The organism is Pantoea sp. Lu_F5_004, from assembly GCF_051136245.1.
GTDB classification, from domain to species: domain Bacteria; phylum Pseudomonadota; class Gammaproteobacteria; order Enterobacterales; family Enterobacteriaceae; genus Pantoea; species Pantoea agglomerans.
On the sequence record NZ_CP194946.1, the window covers coordinates 666060 to 685192 of the forward strand.

General features: G+C 55.3%; 16 protein-coding genes and 1 tRNA gene. 8 read left to right on the forward strand and 9 right to left on the reverse strand.

Annotated elements, in window-relative coordinates:
- Positions 1-37: 37 nt before the first annotated feature.
- From ACR8BN_RS03225 to ACR8BN_RS03235, 3 genes are all read right to left on the reverse strand, one after another.
- The gene (locus ACR8BN_RS03225) at positions 38-838 is read right to left on the reverse strand and encodes a hypothetical protein (RefSeq protein WP_434747321.1); all 801 of its coding nucleotides are present in this window, start codon (positions 836-838) and stop codon (positions 38-40) included.
- A 138-nt stretch (positions 839-976) separates the two neighbouring features.
- A tRNA-Ile gene (locus ACR8BN_RS03230) sits at positions 977-1052 on the reverse strand.
- 202 nt (positions 1053-1254) lie between these two features.
- On the reverse strand, positions 1255-2046 hold the full coding sequence (locus ACR8BN_RS03235) for an SDR family NAD(P)-dependent oxidoreductase (RefSeq protein ID WP_434747322.1): 792 nt from the start codon (positions 2044-2046) through the stop codon (positions 1255-1257).
- 138 nt (positions 2047-2184) lie between these two features.
- Here ACR8BN_RS03235 and ACR8BN_RS03240 point away from each other — a divergent pair, with 138 nt between their 5' ends.
- Both ACR8BN_RS03240 and mug read left to right on the forward strand, forming a co-directional pair.
- Positions 2185-2769: a TetR/AcrR family transcriptional regulator gene (locus ACR8BN_RS03240; RefSeq protein ID WP_434747323.1), complete on the forward strand. Its 585-nt coding sequence runs from the start codon at positions 2185-2187 to the stop codon at positions 2767-2769.
- Positions 2766-3284: a G/U mismatch-specific DNA glycosylase gene (gene mug / locus ACR8BN_RS03245; protein ID WP_434747324.1), complete on the forward strand. Its 519-nt coding sequence runs from the start codon at positions 2766-2768 to the stop codon at positions 3282-3284. Before ACR8BN_RS03240 ends, mug begins: the two co-directional genes overlap by 4 nt.
- Before the next feature lie 78 nt (positions 3285-3362).
- On the opposite strand, the gene rpoD is transcribed toward mug, so the two are convergent.
- From rpoD to rpsU, 3 genes are all read right to left on the reverse strand, one after another.
- A complete protein-coding gene (gene rpoD / locus ACR8BN_RS03250) occupies positions 3363-5204 on the reverse strand; it encodes an RNA polymerase sigma factor RpoD (RefSeq protein ID WP_010699749.1) in 1842 nt (613 codons plus the stop codon).
- Positions 5205-5641: 437 nt separating this feature from the next.
- Positions 5642-7387 (reverse strand): DNA primase, encoded by a 1746-nt coding sequence (dnaG, locus tag ACR8BN_RS03255; RefSeq protein ID WP_250863205.1) that lies wholly within the window; start codon positions 7385-7387, stop codon positions 5642-5644.
- Positions 7388-7505: 118 nt separating this feature from the next.
- On the reverse strand, positions 7506-7721 hold the full coding sequence (rpsU, locus tag ACR8BN_RS03260; RefSeq protein ID WP_001144069.1) for a 30S ribosomal protein S21: 216 nt from the start codon (positions 7719-7721) through the stop codon (positions 7506-7508).
- 278 nt (positions 7722-7999) lie between these two features.
- Between rpsU and tsaD the strand changes: the two genes are divergently transcribed.
- Positions 8000-9013, forward strand: coding sequence for a tRNA (adenosine(37)-N6)-threonylcarbamoyltransferase complex transferase subunit TsaD (gene tsaD / locus ACR8BN_RS03265; RefSeq protein WP_010249066.1), 1014 nt, complete (start codon positions 8000-8002; stop codon positions 9011-9013).
- A 29-nt stretch (positions 9014-9042) separates the two neighbouring features.
- Here tsaD and plsY read toward each other — a convergent pair whose 3' ends face one another.
- Positions 9043-9648: a glycerol-3-phosphate 1-O-acyltransferase PlsY gene (gene plsY, locus ACR8BN_RS03270; RefSeq protein WP_010249063.1), complete on the reverse strand. Its 606-nt coding sequence runs from the start codon at positions 9646-9648 to the stop codon at positions 9043-9045.
- Positions 9649-9756: 108 nt separating this feature from the next.
- Between plsY and folB the strand changes: the two genes are divergently transcribed.
- On the forward strand, positions 9757-10116 hold the full coding sequence (gene folB / locus ACR8BN_RS03275; protein WP_010249061.1) for a bifunctional dihydroneopterin aldolase/7,8-dihydroneopterin epimerase: 360 nt from the start codon (positions 9757-9759) through the stop codon (positions 10114-10116).
- A 191-nt stretch (positions 10117-10307) separates the two neighbouring features.
- Entirely contained in the window at positions 10308-11126 is an 819-nt protein-coding gene (gene bacA, locus ACR8BN_RS03280) for an undecaprenyl-diphosphate phosphatase (RefSeq protein WP_031590888.1), read from the forward strand.
- A 15-nt stretch (positions 11127-11141) separates the two neighbouring features.
- Here bacA and ACR8BN_RS03285 read toward each other — a convergent pair whose 3' ends face one another.
- Together ACR8BN_RS03285 and ACR8BN_RS03290 are read right to left on the reverse strand one after the other, a co-directional pair.
- The gene (locus ACR8BN_RS03285) at positions 11142-12374 is read right to left on the reverse strand and encodes a multifunctional CCA addition/repair protein (protein WP_208443242.1); all 1233 of its coding nucleotides are present in this window, start codon (positions 12372-12374) and stop codon (positions 11142-11144) included.
- A gap of 158 nt (positions 12375-12532) precedes the next feature.
- A complete protein-coding gene (locus ACR8BN_RS03290; protein WP_008925741.1) occupies positions 12533-13153 on the reverse strand; it encodes a TIGR04211 family SH3 domain-containing protein in 621 nt (206 codons plus the stop codon).
- A 272-nt stretch (positions 13154-13425) separates the two neighbouring features.
- Here ACR8BN_RS03290 and ACR8BN_RS03295 point away from each other — a divergent pair, with 272 nt between their 5' ends.
- The 3 genes from ACR8BN_RS03295 (at position 13426) to hldE (ending at position 19117) form a co-directional block, all read left to right on the forward strand.
- Positions 13426-14736: an inorganic triphosphatase gene (locus tag ACR8BN_RS03295; RefSeq protein ID WP_182687483.1), complete on the forward strand. Its 1311-nt coding sequence runs from the start codon at positions 13426-13428 to the stop codon at positions 14734-14736.
- Between the two features lie 33 nt (positions 14737-14769).
- Positions 14770-17622, forward strand: a complete 2853-nt coding sequence (gene glnE / locus ACR8BN_RS03300; RefSeq protein WP_434747325.1) for a bifunctional [glutamate--ammonia ligase]-adenylyl-L-tyrosine phosphorylase/[glutamate--ammonia-ligase] adenylyltransferase — start codon at positions 14770-14772, stop codon at positions 17620-17622.
- A gap of 70 nt (positions 17623-17692) precedes the next feature.
- A complete protein-coding gene (hldE, locus tag ACR8BN_RS03305; RefSeq protein ID WP_010249049.1) occupies positions 17693-19117 on the forward strand; it encodes a bifunctional D-glycero-beta-D-manno-heptose-7-phosphate kinase/D-glycero-beta-D-manno-heptose 1-phosphate adenylyltransferase HldE in 1425 nt (474 codons plus the stop codon).
- Positions 19118-19133 lie beyond the last annotated feature (16 nt).

The window sequence follows — 19133 nt, forward strand, 5'->3', positions numbered from 1 at the left end:
CTGCCTGTTTACCATCAAATAAAAATTTAATAGCTAACTATTTAGTGAGCTTTTTATGGCTAGTTGCTTCTTCAAAGTCTTTATAACAGCGCTCTCTGGTTTTTATTGCACTCTCAAGAGATTTATTAATTTGCGAAAGCAAAGAGTTTTCATCGATGTTGTTACTATCATTTTGCTCGACACCTAATTCAATTATGCAATCCGAGGCAAGTTTCAGGCTTATCTCTGATTGGTGACTAATCATGTTAAATATATTTGATGCTAATTGGCCCTCTCTTTTCCACCAATCTTTAACAAACATTTCCAGCTCAAATAGTGAATCATAGTAAATGACTAACTTTACGGCTTTGTTGCCTGATAAGTGTTGAAGCTGCGGAGCCTGAGGATAAAGAAGGGGTAAGTAAGGAAGAAAGTCTTCTTTTTGGTCTCCTAATGCTACGGGTTCATGGTGACCTGAGCTAAGTGAGCCGCCAGATTTTATTCTGTTATTGTTTTCAGATGCATTCATGCTGTAGTTAACAATAGCTCTGTGTTGAATATAAATAAGCCGTTTGATTGTTCTAATCAATTCTGGACTGAGATAACTAACAGCTTCAACTTCCTTTAGTTGTTTAGAGGCCGCATCTTTTTTTCTTGAATTAAACTCTGAAATCCATGCACCTAATAATGATGCTCCAGCTCCGAATAATGCTCCGGATGCGGCGGTGTACTTTGTAGTTGAAAGAAATATCATGCCTAAGCAAAAGAGGAAAAGAGAAGGGCCTAAATGCGGATTGGTTCTGAAAAAAAATTGAGCATTTTGCATTAACTCTTTGACCTTTGCGCCTTGGATTTTCATGCCTTTGCCATTTCCTGCTTAGTTTGAAAAAACTCGATTAGAAGGGAGGGGGCCAAAACTAGTGCGACACTTGCTTCTTTAAACTAAAAAGCCACCTGCAATAAGGTGGCTTAACTAGATGAAATCAATAAAAAAATTTGGTGGCCCCTGCTGGGCTTGAACCAGCGACCAAGCGATTATGAGTCGCCTGCTCTAACCACTGAGCTAAGGGGCCAGCGGAGCGGGGATTATAAAGTATCTCTTCAGGGCAATCCAGCACTCAGCCATCGGTTGCTGAAATAAGCAGCAGTGATTTACCTGCTGATTTCTATAACAAATCTGGCGAACCGCGATCCTGAAGTCGCAAACAGGCACGGATCATGCTTCTCCGTGCCTTTAGTGAAACCGGACTTCAGTCGTTATGGCTGACGGCTGACTCAGCGCTGACGATAACGTGATGCTGATTGATTCCGCGAAAGGTGGGGAACCATTGTGCCACGTGCCTGATCGTAGTCGTGCCACATCTGCAGATCTTCCAGCGCCGGAATGGTTACCGTCTCCTTGCTGTCGAGTCCGGCAAGCGCGGCGTCCACCATCTCATCAACGTCCATCAGCATTTCAGCCGGAATGTCATTAATAGACTGGCCTGCGCGGTCGAAAATCTCCGTACGGGTCGCACCGGGCAACACCGCCTGTACCTGCACGCCGCTCTCTGCAAGTTCACGCTGCATCGCACGCGTCAGAGTCAGTACGTAAGACTTAGTGGCGTTATAAGCGCCGTTGAACATCTCGTGCACCAGTGACAGCACTGAGGCGATATTGATAATGATGCCATTTCCGCGCGCTTTGAAAGCCCGGCCAGCTGCCTGTGCCAGACGGGTGGGTGCCAGAATATTTAACGCCAGCATGGTTTTTATGCGTGTGATGTCCGCCTCCAGAAACTCACCCTCAACGCCCATGCCCGCGTTGTTCAGCAGCAGCGTAATCTGTGCGTTGTTCGCGAGTTCCGACTCCACGCGTTGCAGATCCTGCTCGTGCGTTAAGTCAGCCGCCATAACCGTCACCCGAATATCGTGCTGCTTTGCCAGTGCGTCAGCCAGGGTGGTGAGCCGCCCCTGATCGCGCGCGACCAGAATCAAATCATAACCGCGTGCTGCCAGTCGTTTTGCATAGGTCGCACCGATACCGCTGGATGCGCCGGTGATTAAAGCTGTGCCTGATTGTGACATCTTTTTTTCCTCGTATGATGATCGTCATAATAGCCATCAATATGACGACCATCATATCTGTCGTCAAGCTGGAATATGATGACCGTAATAATTACTATAATAGCCAGACGCTACGTAGCAGACACCGCAGGAGATGAGATGGAGAAGCAGAGCAGCAAAGCGCATACGCGGCAGCGTATCCTTGATGAGGCGGCGCGCGTGATGCGTGAAACCGGCACCGAAGGAATTGGTGTAGCGGCGCTGATGAAGCGGGTCGGCCTGACACACGGCGGTTTTTATGCGCATTTTACCTCACGCGAGGAGCTGGTTGAGGAGGTGCTGAAGCATATGTTTGCTGAAGCCGATACCTTAACGCCCGCGGAGTCCGTGACCCAGCCAGCGCAGCAGCTGGCAGATTTTATTGATAGCTATCTTTCCGAGGCGCATCGCAATGCGCCGGCGCAGGGCTGTCCATTAGCCGCTCTGGTGAGTGAAGTAGCTCATCTTCCACAGCCAACGCGGCAGATCTTCGCACAGGGCTTTAACGCGATGCATGCCGGTCTGGCGCAGATATTGCGTGAGCTGAGGCTGCCCGATGCGGAAGCGCTGGCCTCCAGCATGCTCGCAGAGATGGTTGGCGCGCTGGCGCTGGCGCGCGCCTGTCCGGATGCTGAGCAGGCCAGCCAGATGCTGCAACGCAGCCGCGAAGCGCTGAAGCAGCGCACACTGGAGGTGGCGGCATGAGTGAACACGCTATCCGCGACATCATCACCTCCGGTCTTGATGTGCTGTTCTGTGGTATTAATCCGGGTCAGTCAACGGCCCATCAGGGGTTTCACTTTGCGCATCCCGGCAACCGGTTCTGGAAAGTGATCCATCTGGCGGGATTCACCCAGCAGCAGCTGAAGCCGGAAGAGGAGCAGCGCTTAACGGAGACCGGCTGCGGCATCACCATGCTGGTTGAGCGGCCCACGGTACAGGCGAGTGAGTTAGCGCCTGATGAGCTGCGCGATGGCGGCAAACGGCTGATGGAAAAGGTACTGGATTACCAGCCGGCTGCGCTGGCTATCCTGGGTAAGGATGCGTTTCGTCGTGCTTTTAAACAGAGCAAAGTCGAATGGGGCAAACAGCCGATATACATGGGGAAAACGCAGGTGTGGGTGTTGCCGAATCCCAGCGGCCTTAATCGCTCATCTCTGGAAGAGATGGTAGAGGCGTATCGTCAGCTCTATGTGGAACTGCATGCGGGGAACGAATGAATCTGCGCAGGGCAGGGCAGGGGAGAGGCGGTAACAGGCAGGCATAAAAAACCCCGGCGAACCGGGGTTTTGTCTGACTTAATCGTCGAGGAAGCTGCGCAGCACTTCCGAACGGCTCGGATGGCGCAGTTTACGCAGAGCTTTGGCTTCAATCTGACGAATACGTTCACGCGTAACGTCGAACTGTTTGCCCACTTCTTCCAGCGTATGGTCAGTGTTCATATCGATACCGAAACGCATGCGCAGCACTTTCGCTTCGCGCGCGGTCAGGCCAGCCAGCACGTCATGGGTCGCAGAACGCAGGCTCTCTGAGGTAGCAGAATCCAGCGGCAGCTCCAGCGTGGTGTCTTCGATAAAATCGCCCAGATGTGAATCTTCATCATCACCAATCGGCGTCTCCATAGAGATCGGCTCTTTAGCGATTTTCAGCACCTTGCGGATTTTATCTTCTGGCATCAGCATACGTTCAGCCAGCTCTTCCGGCGTAGGTTCGCGGCCCATCTCCTGCAGCATCTGGCGTGAAATACGGTTGAGCTTGTTGATGGTCTCAATCATATGCACCGGAATACGGATGGTACGCGCCTGGTCGGCGATAGAGCGGGTGATAGCCTGACGGATCCACCAGGTCGCATAGGTCGAGAACTTGTAACCACGGCGATATTCAAACTTATCTACCGCTTTCATCAGGCCGATATTACCTTCCTGAATCAGGTCAAGGAACTGCAGACCGCGGTTGGTATATTTCTTGGCAATCGAAATAACCAGACGCAGGTTAGCTTCCACCATCTCTTTCTTGGCGCGACGTGCTTTAGCTTCACCGATCGACATGCGACGGTTAATGTCTTTGACCTGTTCAATGGTCAGACCGGTCTCTTCTTCAACCTGCGCCAGCTTCTGCAGGGAACGTGTCACGTCATCCTGCACTTCCAGCAGCTTTTCAGACCACGGCTTGTTCATGGCCAGTGCGGCTTTGAACCAGGTTTCATTGGTTTCGTTGCCGGTAAACAGCGTGATGAAGTTTTTCTTCGGCATTTTGCACAGCTCAATACAGAGCTTCATGATCAGACGTTCCTGCGTACGGACGCGTTCCATCATGGTGCGCATGCTGCCTACCAGGTAATCGAACTGCTTCGGTACCAGGCGGAACTGCTTGAAGACATCAGAGAGGTTCTGGATTTCAGCAACGGCGGCAGCATGACTGCGACCTTTGCTTTTAATCACTGCGCGGGTAGTTTCATATTGCTTACGCAGGTCAGAAAACTTCTCGCGCGCCAGTTCCGGATCGATTGAGTTATCGTCGTCGGAGCTGTCATCATCCTCCTCATCTTCTTCTTCATCGTCTTTACGATCGGCTTCAGAAAGTTCAGAGCCCACGTGCGTTGCCGTTGGGGCGATATCTTCTTCTGCGTTAGGATCGACGAAACCGGTGATCAGATCGGAGAGGCGTGATTCGCCTGCTTCAACTTTGTCGTACTGATCCAGAAGATACGTAATCGCTTCAGGGTATTCGGCTACAGAACACTGAACCTGGTTGATACCGTCTTCAATACGCTTAGCGATGTCAATTTCGCCTTCGCGCGTCAGCAGTTCAACGGTACCCATTTCACGCATATACATGCGGACCGGGTCAGTGGTACGCCCGATTTCAGATTCAACGCTGGATAACACCTGAGCGGCAGCTTCCGCGGCATCTTCGTCAGTATCGGAGCTGTTTTCGTTCAGCATCAGATCGTCGGCATCCGGGGCTTCTTCAACCACCTGAATACCCATGTCGTTAATCATCTGGATGATGTCTTCGATCTGATCTGAGTCGACGATATCTTCCGGCAGATGGTCATTGACCTCAGCATAGGTCAGATAGCCTTGCTCCTTACCACGGGTGACAAGAAGCTTGAGCTGTGACTGCGGGTTTTGCTCCATAAGACGGTATCCACACTTCTGTTAAATTAGATTGGTGTCGGTCGGCAGCGAGCCAACAATAGCAGTAAAGGCATTTAATTCTTGCCGCTGCCTTCGTCGCGGCGTGGGCTTTGCCCATCAGTATTCGGCACTTAAGCCGCTTGTATAAACTCTGTGCTAATGGCCTGGCTTACTCGCCATTCTGCTCTCCGGCAGTGCTCGCTTTCCTCACGTACTTCAGTACGCTCCGGAAGCTGTGCGCTGGCGGTGACCAGACTGACTTTGACGCCTGGCCTTTAAAATGTGTGCTAATGACCCGGCTCTACGCCAGAGGCCTTTAAACCTGGTGCTGCGGGCCATTTCGATCCCGGACTGTTCACGGTAGTGAAACAGCTGGCAGCACTAAAACAGACAATCTGCCCTTTCCTCTGTCAGAACGGGCAGCGTGCTGAAAACAGTTACTTTCTGGCAAACGCCTGACTGAGAGTCCAGAGTTCACGGCGCTCATCGGCGCTCAGTCCCTGGGTGCGTTCACGCGCAATCAAAAACTCCAGGCGCTCTTCAAGAGCAGAGTCGTAGATGCTGGCCAGCGAGTCCTGAAACACCGCTTCGGCTTCCTCATCTACTATCATGTGGTTCCAGATCGCCAGTGTTTCAAGCGTCTGACTAAAATTTGTTCCGCGATATAACTCTAGTAGCTGACCGGTGGTCAATCCAGGATTCTCATTACAACGGCCCACTAATTCAATAAATAGCGGTAAACCCGGCATTTTTGACTCAGACAGCCCATCAAGCGAAGGCACCAGGGTGGCCAGCTGCGGACTCTGAATCAGCAACGCGATCAGCACGCGCATAGTGGTACGCTTGAGCGGTGGCGCTACCGGCATCGTTCCGCTTGCGGCCAGCTTCGGCATCAGCTTTTCAAGCTGATTGTCGTCAAGAATACCCAGCTTATTCCCCAGTTCCTGACGCATATAAATTCGTAAGGTCTCACCAGGGATCTGTGTAATCAGCGGTAAAGCCAGCGTGCTCAGGCGCGCCTTTCCGTCGCGTGAGCTCAGATCCACCTGCGGCAGCAGGCTATCAAATAAAAACGAAGAGAGCGGCATCGCCTGCTCCATCCTCGCTTCAAAGGCGTCTTTACCCTCTTTGCGTACCAGCGTATCCGGGTCTTCACCATCGGGTAAAAACATAAAGCGTAGCTGACGACCATCATTCATGTAAGGCAATGCGGTTTCAAGTGCACGCCATGCCGCTTCACGACCAGCCCTGTCGCCGTCGTAACAGCAGATCACGGTGTCGGTACTGCGAAACAGCAACTGAATGTGTTCAGCAGTGGTGGAGGTGCCTAATGACGCAACGGCATAATCTATCCCGTACTGCGCCAACGCAACCACGTCCATGTATCCCTCAACCACTAACAGGCGGGCGGGTTCAGGATGGTTCTTAACTGCTTCATAGAGGCCATAGAGCTGGCGGCCTTTATGGAAAATAGGTGTTTCCGGCGAGTTCAGATACTTCGGCGTATCGTTACCCAGCACGCGTCCGCCAAAACCTATGACGCGTCCACGCTTATCGCGGATCGGAAACATGACGCGGTCGCGAAACCGGTCATAAGTACGGCCTTTGTCATTGCTGACCAGCATGCCCGCTTCCATCAATGACTCGCGATCTTCCGATTGCTTACCAAAACGCTTGAGAACGTTATCCCAGCCAGCTGGCGCGTAACCTATGGCGAAGTGATTGATGATTTCGGCGCTCAGACCACGACGATCAAGATAGTCGCGTGCTGGCTGCGCACTGGATTGCTGCAGACCCTGCTGATAAAAACCGTTCAGGTTCTCCATCAGCTGATACAGGCTCTGGCGCTGATGGCGTTCCATCTGGCTGGGCCCGCTGCCTGCTTCGTAAGGCACGTCTAAACCGTGGGAAGTGGCTAACTCTTCGATACTTTCCACAAACTCCAGACGATCAAAGTTCATTAAAAAGTCGATAGCGTTGCCGTGTGCACCACAGCCGAAACAGTGATAGAACTGCTTTTCGCCGTTTACGGTGAAAGAGGGCGTTTTTTCATTATGGAAAGGACAGCACGCATGGAAATTCTTACCCTGCTTTTTCAGCTTAACGCGGGCATCGATAAGATCCACGATATCCGTGCGGGCAAGTAAATCGTTGATAAATACGCGTGGAATTCGTCCAGCCATACGCCCCAGATTTTCAGCTCATAAACGGCAACAAGCCGCGCTTCCTTTCGGAAAGCACGGCCTTTTACTTGACTCTGTCTGCGTGAATCACGCGGTGGAGGCGGACCTCCGGAACGACTTAGTACAGACGAGTGCGGCGTGCGTTTTCGCGAGCCAGTTTCTTGGCGTGACGCTTAACTGCTGACGCTTTAGCGCGCTTACGTTCGGTAGTCGGTTTTTCATAGAACTCACGACGACGAACTTCAGCCAGAACGCCTGCTTTCTCGCATGAACGCTTGAAGCGACGCAGTGCTACGTCAAATGGCTCGTTTTCACGTACTTTAATTACCGGCATGTAACTCTCACCTCGATAAAATTCGGTTTTTGCTGCTGACTGCGGCGCCAGCACATTTCAAAATGGTGCAGCATTTTACTCCAACTCAAGTTGGTTTGTAAAGCACCATGGATAATTTGAAACCAACAGGAGCGTTTGCCTGTGCGGCTGCCGGTTTTTCCAGGGGCGGGAGTATAGCGCACTCTTTAGCCGACAGAAAATGACTTTTTACGGTGGATGCCCGCGCTGCACATCCAATTGCTGTGATAAACTGCGCGCCGCAAGAATGAGGTGATGCAATGCGAATTCTGGGTATTGAAACGTCGTGCGATGAAACCGGCATCGCAATCTATGATGACGAGGCCGGATTACTGGCTAACCAACTCTACAGCCAGGTAAAACTGCACGCCGATTATGGCGGTGTGGTGCCGGAACTGGCCTCACGTGATCACGTGCGTAAAACCGTGCCGTTGATTCAGGCTGCGCTGAAAGAGGCCGGTCTGGAGCCGCAGCAGATCGACGCGGTGGCTTACACAGCAGGCCCTGGACTGGTCGGTGCGCTGCTGGTCGGTGCCACCATTGGCCGTGCCCTGGCGTTTGCCTGGAAAGTCCCCGCCGTGCCGGTCCACCATATGGAAGGCCACCTGCTGGCGCCGATGCTGGAAGAGAATCCGCCGGAATTTCCGTTTGTCGCACTCCTGGTGTCGGGCGGGCATACGCAGCTGATTAGCGTCACCGGCATTGGTGAATACGCGCTGCTGGGTGAATCGATCGATGATGCCGCGGGTGAAGCGTTCGACAAAACGGCCAAGCTGCTTGGGCTGGATTATCCGGGCGGGCCAATGCTGTCGAAGATGGCGCAGCAGGGCACGGCGGGACGTTTTACCTTCCCGCGTCCGATGACCGATCGTCCGGGCCTGGATTTCAGCTTCTCCGGCCTGAAAACCTTTGCCGCCAATACCATCCGCGCCAATGATGATGACGCTCAGACCCGTGCTGACATCGCCCGCGCCTTTGAAGATGCGGTGGTGGATACGCTGTCGATCAAATGTAAGCGTGCGCTGGATCAGACCGGCTTTAAGCGTCTGGTGATTGCCGGTGGCGTCAGCGCTAACCGCACACTGCGCGAGCAGATGGCGATCATGATGCAAAAGCGCGGCGGCGAAGTGTTCTACGCCCGCCCGGAGTTCTGTACCGATAACGGTGCGATGATCGCGTATGCGGGCATGGTGCGGTTAAAAGGCGGAACGCGGGGAGAGTTAAGCGTCAGCGTGCGACCGCGCTGGCCGCTGGCGGAACTGCCCGCCATCTGATGTGAAAAAAGCCGGCTTGCCGGCTTTTTTTATGGCTGAGATTTCTTTTTGCGCTTCCAGATTTTGCCTTCCTGACCCCGCCACAGCCGCTGAATATTATCGTGATGACGCAGCAGGATCAGACAGGAGAGCATAGAAACCGGGAAGGTGAACTGCGGTTTGAACCACCACACATAAAAAGGCGCGATCAGCGCGCTGACGATGGCACCCAGCGAGGAATAGCCGCTGAGTAAGACCGTTAACAGCCAGGTGCCGGTGACCAGCCCGGTTAAGTCCCAGCCAATCGGCGCAATCGCGCCAAATGCCGTCGCCACACCCTTGCCACCGCGAAAGTGAAAGAACACCGGATAGATATGACCCAGACAGGCGGCAATGGCGGTCAGACCGAGATAGAGCGGAGTCACGTGCATCAGATAGGCCAGCCAGACCGGCACCATCCCTTTCAGCACATCAAACACTAATACGCTGGCTGCTGCGGTTTTACCGCCCAGACGCAGGACGTTGGTGGCACCCGGATTGCCGGAACCGTGTGTGCGCGGATCGGGCAGGCCAGCGAGTTTGCAAACCAGAATCGCACTGGAAATCGAACCGCAAAGATACGCGAAAATAATCATACCAAGCGCGAAAGCACTCATAACACCGTACCGTTCCCTTTAGGGTCGTTTTGATCTCTTTAACCGTGGATAATACGCATAATCAGCCGGAAGTGGTATCCGGCTTAGCCAAAAACAGAGACTCTCATCATGGATATCGTATTTATAGAACAACTCACGGTTTTCACCACCATTGGCGTTTACGACTGGGAACAGGGCATACAACAGAAGCTGGTGCTCGATGTCGAAATGGCCTGGGATAACCGTCTGGCGGCAAGCAGCGACGATGTGAAAGATTGTCTTAGCTATGCGGATGTCTCCTCGGCGATTCTGACGCATCTTACCGGCAGTCGTTTTGCGCTGGTTGAACGGGTTGCTGAAGAAATCGCGGATCTGTTGATGAACCGTTTCAATTCACCTGGCGTCCGCATAAAGGTAAGCAAACCGGGGGCTGTAGCCCAGGCAGCACAGGTTGGCGTGCGAATTGAGCGCGGGACTATTCCTAAATAAATACGATGTGATTGCCATCACAATGAAACCAAACCAAATTACTGTCTGTCATAGCGTGTACCGTTTCGTTACAGCAGGCGAAATGGTGTAGACCTTAAGGTTTAATTCAGGCTGATAGCGGCATGATTTCAGGCGATAGCCACGCGCTACCGCCTTTTTAATGGTTTTGAAACGGATAGAGGAAACATTTGATGGCAGATATTCATCAGCTTTGGGTAGCTGCAATCCTGGGCGTTGTGGAAGGACTGACCGAATTTTTACCGGTCTCTTCCACAGGGCACATGATTATAGTGGGTCACCTGCTGGGCTTTGAGGGTGAAAAAGCCGAGACCTTTGAAGTTGTGATCCAGTTAGGATCGATTCTGGCTGTAGTAGTGATGTTCTGGCGCCGTCTGTTTGGCCTGATCGGCATCCACTTTGGCGAAGTCAAACATGAAGGCGTCGGTACTGGCCGTCTGTCGCTGATCCATATCCTGCTGGGTATGGTACCGGCGGTGGTCGTGGGTCTGGTGCTGCACGATCAGATTAAAACGCTGTTTAATCCGATCAACGTGATGTACGCCCTGGTGGTAGGTGGTGTGCTGCTGCTGGCAGCAGAGTTCCTTAAGCCAAAACAGCCGAAAGCGGTGGGCGTCGATGATATTACCTATCGTCAGGCGTTTATGATTGGCTGTTTCCAGTGCTTAGCGCTGTGGCCGGGCTTCTCACGTTCCGGTGCAACCATCTCCGGTGGCATGCTGATGGGCGTGAGCCGCTATGCCGCGTCTGAGTTCTCCTTCATCCTGGCGGTGCCAATGATGATGGGTGCGACCGTACTGGATATGTACAAGAGCATCGGCTTCCTGACGATGGCGGATTTCCCGATGTTCGCAGTGGGCTTTGTCACGGCGTTTATCGTGGCGCTGATTGCGATTAAAGCTTTCCTTCAGCTGATCAAACGCATCTCGTTTGTTTCGTTCGCGATCTACCGCTTTATTGTGGCAGCCGCGGTTTACATGGTCTTCATGTAAAGCCCACGCAGCCTGCTAGTCAGGCTGCGTAATCGCCAGACCCTGCGCGACGGCGTCAATCCGTCGTCGCGTCAACTCTTCCCGCACTTCTGCACCTTTAAATCCCGCTTCGACCACCGCTTTAGTCGGCACCGCCTGCGCCAGCGCAAAAGCACGACGCAGATAGTCGCCCTGCGGATAAGGCATGCTCTCCAGTCCGGCTCGCCCGCGCGCATCCGCTTCACTGGTCAGTGCCATCTGCTCAACGCGCTGCGGCTTACGCCAGGCATCGATCCGGTCAAACAGTGCCACCAGTGACGCGGCGGATTGCCGTTCAATGGTGTGCACCACGTCGTGAAATTCGGTCACAATCAGCGCCAGATCGCGAATCGCGTTTGGCACCCGCAGTCGCTGGCACAGCGCCCCGACCAGCGGAACGCCCGCCAGGCCATGACCGTGGTGGCTGGGCCACAGCTCAGGCGGCGTCAGCGCCTTGCCGACGTCATGGAACAGCGTGGCGAAGCGCACCTCGATCTCACTGGAGAGGGCGGCGGCCATCGCCAGTGTCATCAGCGTATGGACGCCGGTGTCGATCTCCGGGTGCCACTTAATCGGCGCAGGAATACCAAACAGATTATCCAGTTCAGGAAACAGCACCTGCAACGCACCGCAGTCGCGCAGGACCTGAAAATAGACCTGCGGATTACGGGAACTCAGCGCCTTTTCCGTCTCTTTCCACACCCGCTCAGCAGTGAGATTCGACAGCTCGCCGCTTTCGGTCATCTGCTGCATCAGCTGCTGGGTTTCGGGGGCAATACGAAAGTTAAGATGGGCAAAACGCGCCGCAAAGCGCGCAACGCGCAGTACCCGCAGCGGATCTTCACTGAAGGCGTCGGAGACGTGACGCAGCAGGCGCAGGGCAATATCACGCTGGCCATTATAAGGATCGACCAGCTCGCCGTTTTCATCCTGCGCGATCGCATTGATGGTCAGATCGCGGCGCTGTAAGTCCTGCTCCAGCGTCACGTCGGGCGCGGACCAGGTGACAAAGCCGGTGTAGCCTTTCCCGTTTTTCCGCTCGGTACGTGCCAGCGCATACTCTTCGCGACTGACGGGATGCAGGAAAACGGGAAAATCGCGACCGACCTGGTGATAGCCCTGCTCAAGCATGGCTTCGGGCGTGGAACCTGTCACCACCCAATCTTTGTCTGTAACCGGCAGATTCAGCAGCGCATCACGCACCGCACCGCCAACAAGAAACGTCTTCACGCAAAACTCCAGAGAAAAAGAAATAACCTGCACGCCGGGCGCGTCCCGCGCCTGAAAACAGCGGTGCATCTCATTTTATTGTTGCACAGATTCCCCGGATTGCAGACATGCCAAAAGGGGGATCCTGCGATCCCCTGCTCAAATCCGGCTAAATGGTGTCAGTTCATCCAGCGATCGCTTTTCTTACGGCGCGGCAGCATGTGCGGCAGTAACAGGCCCAGCAGCAGTCCGACGCCCAGCACGCCGCCGCCATACATAAACCACTGCATGATGATGGTGCGCTGCTTATCATCCAGCTGAACGTTAGCGGCGCTGACTTTCTTCTGCGCGACGATCAGCTCATTTTTCAGCTTCTGATTCTCGCCTTTCAGCCCGTTGATAACGCCGTCGCTGCTGGCGACTTTGTTCTGCATCTCAGCCGTGCGCTGGTTCCAGCTGTTGTCGATGTTATCCAGTTTGGCGGTCAGATCTTTCACCTGCTGCTCAAGCTGAGGCACCCGGGTGCGCAGGCTCGGATTAGCACTGAGCTGCGACAGCGGGATCCAGGTAGTACGGCCTTCCGAATCACGGATCTGGCCATAATGCGTGTCATTGTTGGTCTGTAACAGCTGCACCTCTTCCCCGGCGTTCAGCTTACCGAGCAGGCGAAACTGATCGCCCGGTCCGCTACGAACCCAGGTTGAAAGTTCATCAGAAACATAGCGTTTTTCGTCGGCATGGGCAGGTGCAAGGGTGCTAAGGGCCAGCAAAGTGAGTCCAGCGAGAGTAATTTTTTTCATTCGATTTCGTTTGGCTTAGTCTGACTAAAAATTTACCGGCACAGTCTGGAGAGGCCTCGCATAAATCTGAATGAGAACTATCCTGGTCTCATGAGAGTGCGAAAAGGTCTGCGAAAGAGCAAAGAAAGCAGAGACAGCGCGGCTTCTGTGCATTAATCTTCGCCTGATAACCCCTTGCCCTCCAGGCGACAGCTTGAGTAACCTGCTGATAATCGCCTGAAATATGCAGGAAACACCCTCTTAAGTGCCAGCGGCGTAGTGAATAAAAAATTATGACCATCGAAATCGAACTAAAGTTCATTGCAACTCCACAGGCGGCCGGGAAACTGGCTGAACTGCTCTCCACTCTGCCGCATCAGCATCAGGCTGCTCGCGAGCTGACCAACATCTACTTTGAAACCGACGACAACCAGCTACGACGCTGGGATATGGGATTGCGTATCCGCGGCGTTGACCAGCGTTATGAAATGACGCTGAAAGCGGCGGGGCAGACGCTCGGCGGACTGCATCAGCGCCCGGAATACAACGTTGAGCTCAGCGAACCGGTTCTGGACATTGCACGCCTGCCAGCAGAGATCTGGCCGCAGGGCACTGATGTCGCGGCGCTGCAGCCGCGCTTGCAGCCCCTGTTTACCACTCATTTCCAGCGCGAGATCTGGCTGATCACCACAGGCAACAGTGAAATTGAAGTGGCGTTTGATCAGGGCGAGGTCACGGCAGGTGATCTCAGCGAACCGCTGTGCGAGATCGAGCTGGAGCTGAAACGTGGCGAACGGCAGGATCTGCTGGCCTTCGCACAGCAGCTGGTGGCGCTGGGCGGTCTGCGTATGGGCAGCCTGAGCAAAGCCGCCCGCGGCTATCAGCTGGCGCAGGGTAATCCGCCGCGCCAGATACAGTCTTTCCCGCTGCTGAAAGCGGGCGCCAAAGCCACCGTAGAGCAGGGCATGGTGGCCGCGATGTCAGCAGGACTTCATCACTGGCAATATCATGAAGAAGTCTGGCTGCGCGGCAACGCGGCGGCTCAGGATGCGGTGCGCGAAGCGCTGGATCTGCTGCGTCAGGCGTTCAGCCTGTTTGGTGCGCTGGTGCCGCGTAAAGCCAGCAGTGCGCTGCGTCAGCAGCTGACCACGCTGGAAGAGACGCTGGTGAATGAAGAGCAGGATGCTGCCACTTTCTGCTTATCTTCCCTCTCGGTTGAGACGCAGCTGGCGCTGACACACTGGCTGGCTGAGTCTCAGTGGCGTCAGTGGATCGATGCCAAAGGGGAAGCCAAGCTGCAGGGGTCCTATAAACGCTTCAGCGACATTATGCTGAGCCGCGTCAATGCCGATCTGAGAGAAACGTTCATCACGGTAAAACAACCCAACGAGTATCAGGACAAAGCCACCCGTCTGGCGCGTCAATTGCTTACCGTCCACCTGCTGGCGGGATTCTATCCGTCTGAAGCGGTCGTCAGCTGGCTCGACCCGTGGCAACAGCTGCTGTCGGCAATTCATGAAAAACAGACGTCCGGGTTAGCCTGGCTGGCGATGCAGGCGCTGAAACAGCCTCCGTTCTGGCTCACCAGCGGCGCTGGCCGCTAACGGGCATTCCGTCACGCCATCAAGGAGGGAGTTATGTTGTCAGCACTTCCCGCGTTGCTACGCGACCAGGCCGAAGAGGCCGCCCGACAGCTTGGGGTTCCGCTGGCTTCGTTAAGCCCGGAGCAGGCTGCCGGACTGGCTTTCAGCGATTTTGTGCTGGAAAACCTGCAACAACATCCCGACTGGTGGCAGGCGATGCTCGACCAACCGCCGCAGCCTGATGAGTGGCAACACTATGCTGCGTGGCTCAATCAGGCGCTTAGCGGCATCGACAGTGAAGCGAGCCTGATGCGTGAACTGCGGCTGTTTCGTCGCCGTATGCTGGTACGCATCGCCTGGATGCAGTCTCTGCAGCACGCCACAACCGAACAGAGCCTGCAACAGCTCAGCGCATTAGCCGAAGTGCTGATCAGCCGGGCGCGTGACTGGGTTTATCAGGATTGCTGTCGTGATTTTGGTACGCCCTGTAATGCGGACGGCGACGCGCAGCCGATGCTGATTCTGGGCATGGGCAAGCTGGGCGGCGGCGAACTCAATTTCTCCTCTGATATTGACCTGATCTTTGCCTGGCCGGAAAACGGCACAACGCGTGGCGGACGGCGTGAACTCGATAACGCTCAGTTCTTTACCCGCATGGGACAGCGGCTGATCAAAGTGCTGGATCAACCCACCATGGATGGCTTTGTCTATCGGGTGGATATGCGGCTGCGCCCGTTTGGCGACAGCGGCCCGCTGGTGATGAGCTTTGCCGCGCTGGAAGATTATTACCAGGAGCAGGGACGCGACTGGGAGCGTTACGCTATGGTCAAGGCGCGGCTGATGGGTGATGACCACGATCGCTGGAGCCTTGAACTGCAGCAGATGCTGCGACCATTCGTTTATCGCCGCTACATCGACTTCAGCGTGATCCAGTCGCTGCGAAACATGAAAGCGATGATCAGCCGTGAAGTGCGGCGACGCGGGCTGAAAAACAATATCAAACTGGGTGCGGGCGGCATCCGTGAAACCGAATTTATCGTTCAGGTATTCCAGCTGATTCGCGGCGGGCGTGAGCGCTCATTACAGCTGCGTTCACTGCTGCCGACGCTGGAGGCGATCAAAACCCTGGCCCTGCTACCCGCGGAACAGGTCGATGCGTTGCGTGTTGCCTACCTGTTCCTGCGGCGGCTGGAGAATCTGCTGCAAAGCCTGGGCGACGAGCAGACCCAGACCCTGCCAGAGGATGAACTGCATCGTGCCCGGCTGGCGTGGGCGATGGATTGTGCCGACTGGCCTGCTCTGATGACCCGGCTCGACGGCCAGATGGCGGCGGTGCGCGCTATCTTCGACGAGCTGATTGGCGAAGATACCCCCGAAATTGGCGACCAGCGTGAGCTGGCGGAGTTTCAGGTGCTGTGGCAGGACCAATTGGAAGATAGTGAACTGGCGCCGCTGGTGCCGCAGCTCAGTGACGAGCAGCGGCTTACGCTGCACCAGACGCTGGAGGCGTTTCGGCAGGATATCAACCGGCGCACCATCGGCCCGCGTGGTCGTCAGGCGCTGGACCAGCTGATGCCGCGTCTGCTGAGCGAAGTCTGCCCGCGTGAAGATGCGGCGGTGACGCTCAGCCGCCTGACGCCGCTGCTGCTCGGCGTGCTGACCCGCAGCACCTATCTGGAGCTGCTGACCGAATATCACGGTGCGCTGCGCCACTTAATTCGCCTGTGCGGCGCCTCACCGATGGTGGCCAGTCAACTGGCGCGTCACCCCTTATTGCTGGATGAACTGCTCGATCCCGCCACGCTCTATCAGCCAACCGCCACCGATGCTTATCGCGATGAGCTGCGTCAGTATCTGCTGCGCATCCCTACCGAGGACGAAGAGCAGCAGCTGGAAGCGGTGCGGCAGTTTAAGCAGGCACAGCATCTGCGTATTGCTGCCGCCGACATCGCCGGAACGCTGCCGGTGATGAAAGTCAGCGATCATCTCACCTGGCTGGCAGAAGCGATTATCGAATCTGTGGTGCGCCAGGCGTGGAATATGATGGTGCAGCGTTACGGGCGTCCTTCGCATCTGAGTAATGAACATGAACGCGGTTTTGCCGTGCTGGGCTACGGCAAACTGGGGGGCTGGGAGCTGGGTTACAGTTCTGACCTCGATTTGGTGTTCCTGCATGACTGCCCGGCAGACGCGGTGACAGAAGGAGAGCGTAGCATCGATGGCCGTCAGTTCTATCTGCGCCTCGCCCAGCGCATCATGCATCTCTTCAGTACCCGCACCTCCTCCGGCATTCTCTACGAAGTGGATGCGCGCCTGCGTCCTTCGGGCGCAGCGGGCATGCTGGTCAGTACCTTTGAGGCCTTTGAAGAGTATCAGCGCAGTGAAGCCTGGACCTGGGAGCATCAGGCGCTGGTCCGGGCACGCGTCGTCTTTGGCGAGGCGGCACTGGGTGAACGTTTCAGCGTAATTCGTCAGGCGATTCTGTCGCTGCCACGTGCCGCGGAAGCGCTGCAAACTGAAGTGCGTGAGATGCGTGAAAAGATGCGCGCTCACCTCAGCAACAAACATAAAGGTCGCTGGGATATTAAAGCCGACGCGGGCGGCATTACCGATATTGAATTCATCGCCCAATATCTTGTCTTACGCTACGCCGCTGAGCAGCCTGAACTGACGCGCTGGTCTGACAATGTGCGCATTTTCGAATTGATGGCGAAGTACCATAAAATGCCCGCCGATGAAGCACAGGCGCTGACGCAGGCTTATGTGACGCTGCGCGACGCATTGCACCATCGCGCCCTGCAGGAACAGCCCGGTCACGTTGAGCCAGAGGCCTATGCAGCGGAGCGGCAGACGGTTCTGAGCAGCTGGCAGCGCTGGCTGATAACGCCTGCGTCTATCCTGGCGTGATGCTGATAGCACAAATCGCAACTGTGCTATCATCCGCGCACTATTTTTAATGCAGTCTGGAGTGTCTGGAATGAAAGTGACTCTGCCCGCGTTCGGCCAAGCCTCAGTGCTGGTTGTTGGCGATGTAATGTTGGATCGTTACTGGTATGGCCCAACCAGCCGTATCTCCCCTGAAGCGCCGGTTCCGGTGGTGAAAGTGGACACGGTTGAAGAGCGCCCTGGCGGCGCGGCAAACGTGGCGATGAACATTGCAGCACTCGGTGCCGCGTCGCGCCTGATTGGCCTGACTGGCGAAGATGATGCGGCGCGAGTGTTGAGTAACACGCTGAAAGACGTCAACGTGCATTGTGACTTCGTGGCGGTCAAAAGCCATCCGACCATTACCAAACTGCGCGTGCTTTCCCGTAATCAGCAGCTGATCCGTCTCGATTTTGAAGAGGGCTTTGATCAGGTCGATCCGGAGCCGATTCACCAGAAAATGCGTGATTCACTGGCCGCCGCGGGTGCGCTGGTGCTGTCTGATTACGCCAAAGGCGCGCTCTCCAGCGTGCAGACCATGATTACTCTGGCGCGCGAAGCGGGCGTACCGGTATTAATCGATCCGAAAGGCACCGATTTTGCGCGCTACCGTGGCGCGACGCTGCTGACGCCGAACCTCTCTGAATTTGAAGCCGTGGTCGGCAAATGCAAAAACGAAGAGGAAATTGTGGCGCGTGGCACCCAGCTGATCGCCGATTTTGACCTCTCCGCGCTGCTGGTGACCCGTTCAGAAAATGGCATGACGCTGCTGCAGCCGGGCAAAGCGCCTCTGCATCTGCCCACCCAGGCACAGGAAGTCTATGACGTGACCGGTGCCGGCGATACGGTGATTGGCGTGCTGGCGGCGGCATTAGCGGCCGGTGATTCGCTGGAAGAAGCCTGTTTCCTGGCCAACGCGGCTGCGGGTGTGGTGGTGGGTAAACTGGGTACGTCTACCGTCAGCACCGTTGAGCTGGAAAATGCGATTCATGCCCGCCCGGAACAGGGGTTCGGCATCATGACCGAAGCGCAGTTAAAAGCCGCCGTGGAGATGGCCCGCCGCCGTGGCGAAAAAGTGGTAATGACCAACGGCGTGTTCGACATTCTGCATGCCGGTCATGTCTCCTATCTGGCAAATGCCCGCAAGCTCGGCGATCGACTGATTGTCGCGGTGAACAGCGATGCGTCGACTAAACGTCTGAAAGGCGAAAGCCGTCCGGTGAACCCACAGGAAAACCGGATGATCGTGCTGGGCGCGCTGGAAGCGGTCGACTGGGTGGTGGTCTTTGAAGAGGATACGCCGCAGCGGCTGATTGCGGGCATTCTCCCTGACCTGCTGGTCAAAGGGGGAGATTATAAGCCGGAAGATATCGCGGGCAGCAAAGAAGTGTGGGCAAATGGCGGCGACGTTCAGGTGCTGAACTTCGAAGATGGTATCTCTACTACCAACATTATCAAAACCATCCGCGGCAGCTAAAGCGCGGCGTAAGCGG

Coding starts and splice junctions, on each gene's coding strand:
- ACR8BN_RS03225 (WP_434747321.1), bottom strand. CDS start 838: ATGAAAATCCAAGGCGCAAAGGTCAAAGAGTTAATGCAAAATGCTCAA.
- glnE (WP_434747325.1), top strand. CDS start 14,770: ATGTTGTCAGCACTTCCCGCGTTGCTACGCGACCAGGCCGAAGAGGCC.
- bacA (WP_031590888.1), top strand. CDS start 10,308: ATGGCAGATATTCATCAGCTTTGGGTAGCTGCAATCCTGGGCGTTGTG.
- ACR8BN_RS03240 (WP_434747323.1), top strand. CDS start 2,185: ATGGAGAAGCAGAGCAGCAAAGCGCATACGCGGCAGCGTATCCTTGAT.
- rpoD (WP_010699749.1), bottom strand. CDS start 5,204: ATGGAGCAAAACCCGCAGTCACAGCTCAAGCTTCTTGTCACCCGTGGT.
- plsY (WP_010249063.1), bottom strand. CDS start 9,648: ATGAGTGCTTTCGCGCTTGGTATGATTATTTTCGCGTATCTTTGCGGT.
- rpsU (WP_001144069.1), bottom strand. CDS start 7,721: ATGCCGGTAATTAAAGTACGTGAAAACGAGCCATTTGACGTAGCACTG.
- mug (WP_434747324.1), top strand. CDS start 2,766: ATGAGTGAACACGCTATCCGCGACATCATCACCTCCGGTCTTGATGTG.
- ACR8BN_RS03235 (WP_434747322.1), bottom strand. CDS start 2,046: ATGTCACAATCAGGCACAGCTTTAATCACCGGCGCATCCAGCGGTATC.
- ACR8BN_RS03295 (WP_182687483.1), top strand. CDS start 13,426: ATGACCATCGAAATCGAACTAAAGTTCATTGCAACTCCACAGGCGGCC.
- folB (WP_010249061.1), top strand. CDS start 9,757: ATGGATATCGTATTTATAGAACAACTCACGGTTTTCACCACCATTGGC.
- hldE (WP_010249049.1), top strand. CDS start 17,693: ATGAAAGTGACTCTGCCCGCGTTCGGCCAAGCCTCAGTGCTGGTTGTT.
- tsaD (WP_010249066.1), top strand. CDS start 8,000: ATGCGAATTCTGGGTATTGAAACGTCGTGCGATGAAACCGGCATCGCA.
- dnaG (WP_250863205.1), bottom strand. CDS start 7,387: ATGGCTGGACGAATTCCACGCGTATTTATCAACGATTTACTTGCCCGC.
- ACR8BN_RS03290 (WP_008925741.1), bottom strand. CDS start 13,153: ATGAAAAAAATTACTCTCGCTGGACTCACTTTGCTGGCCCTTAGCACC.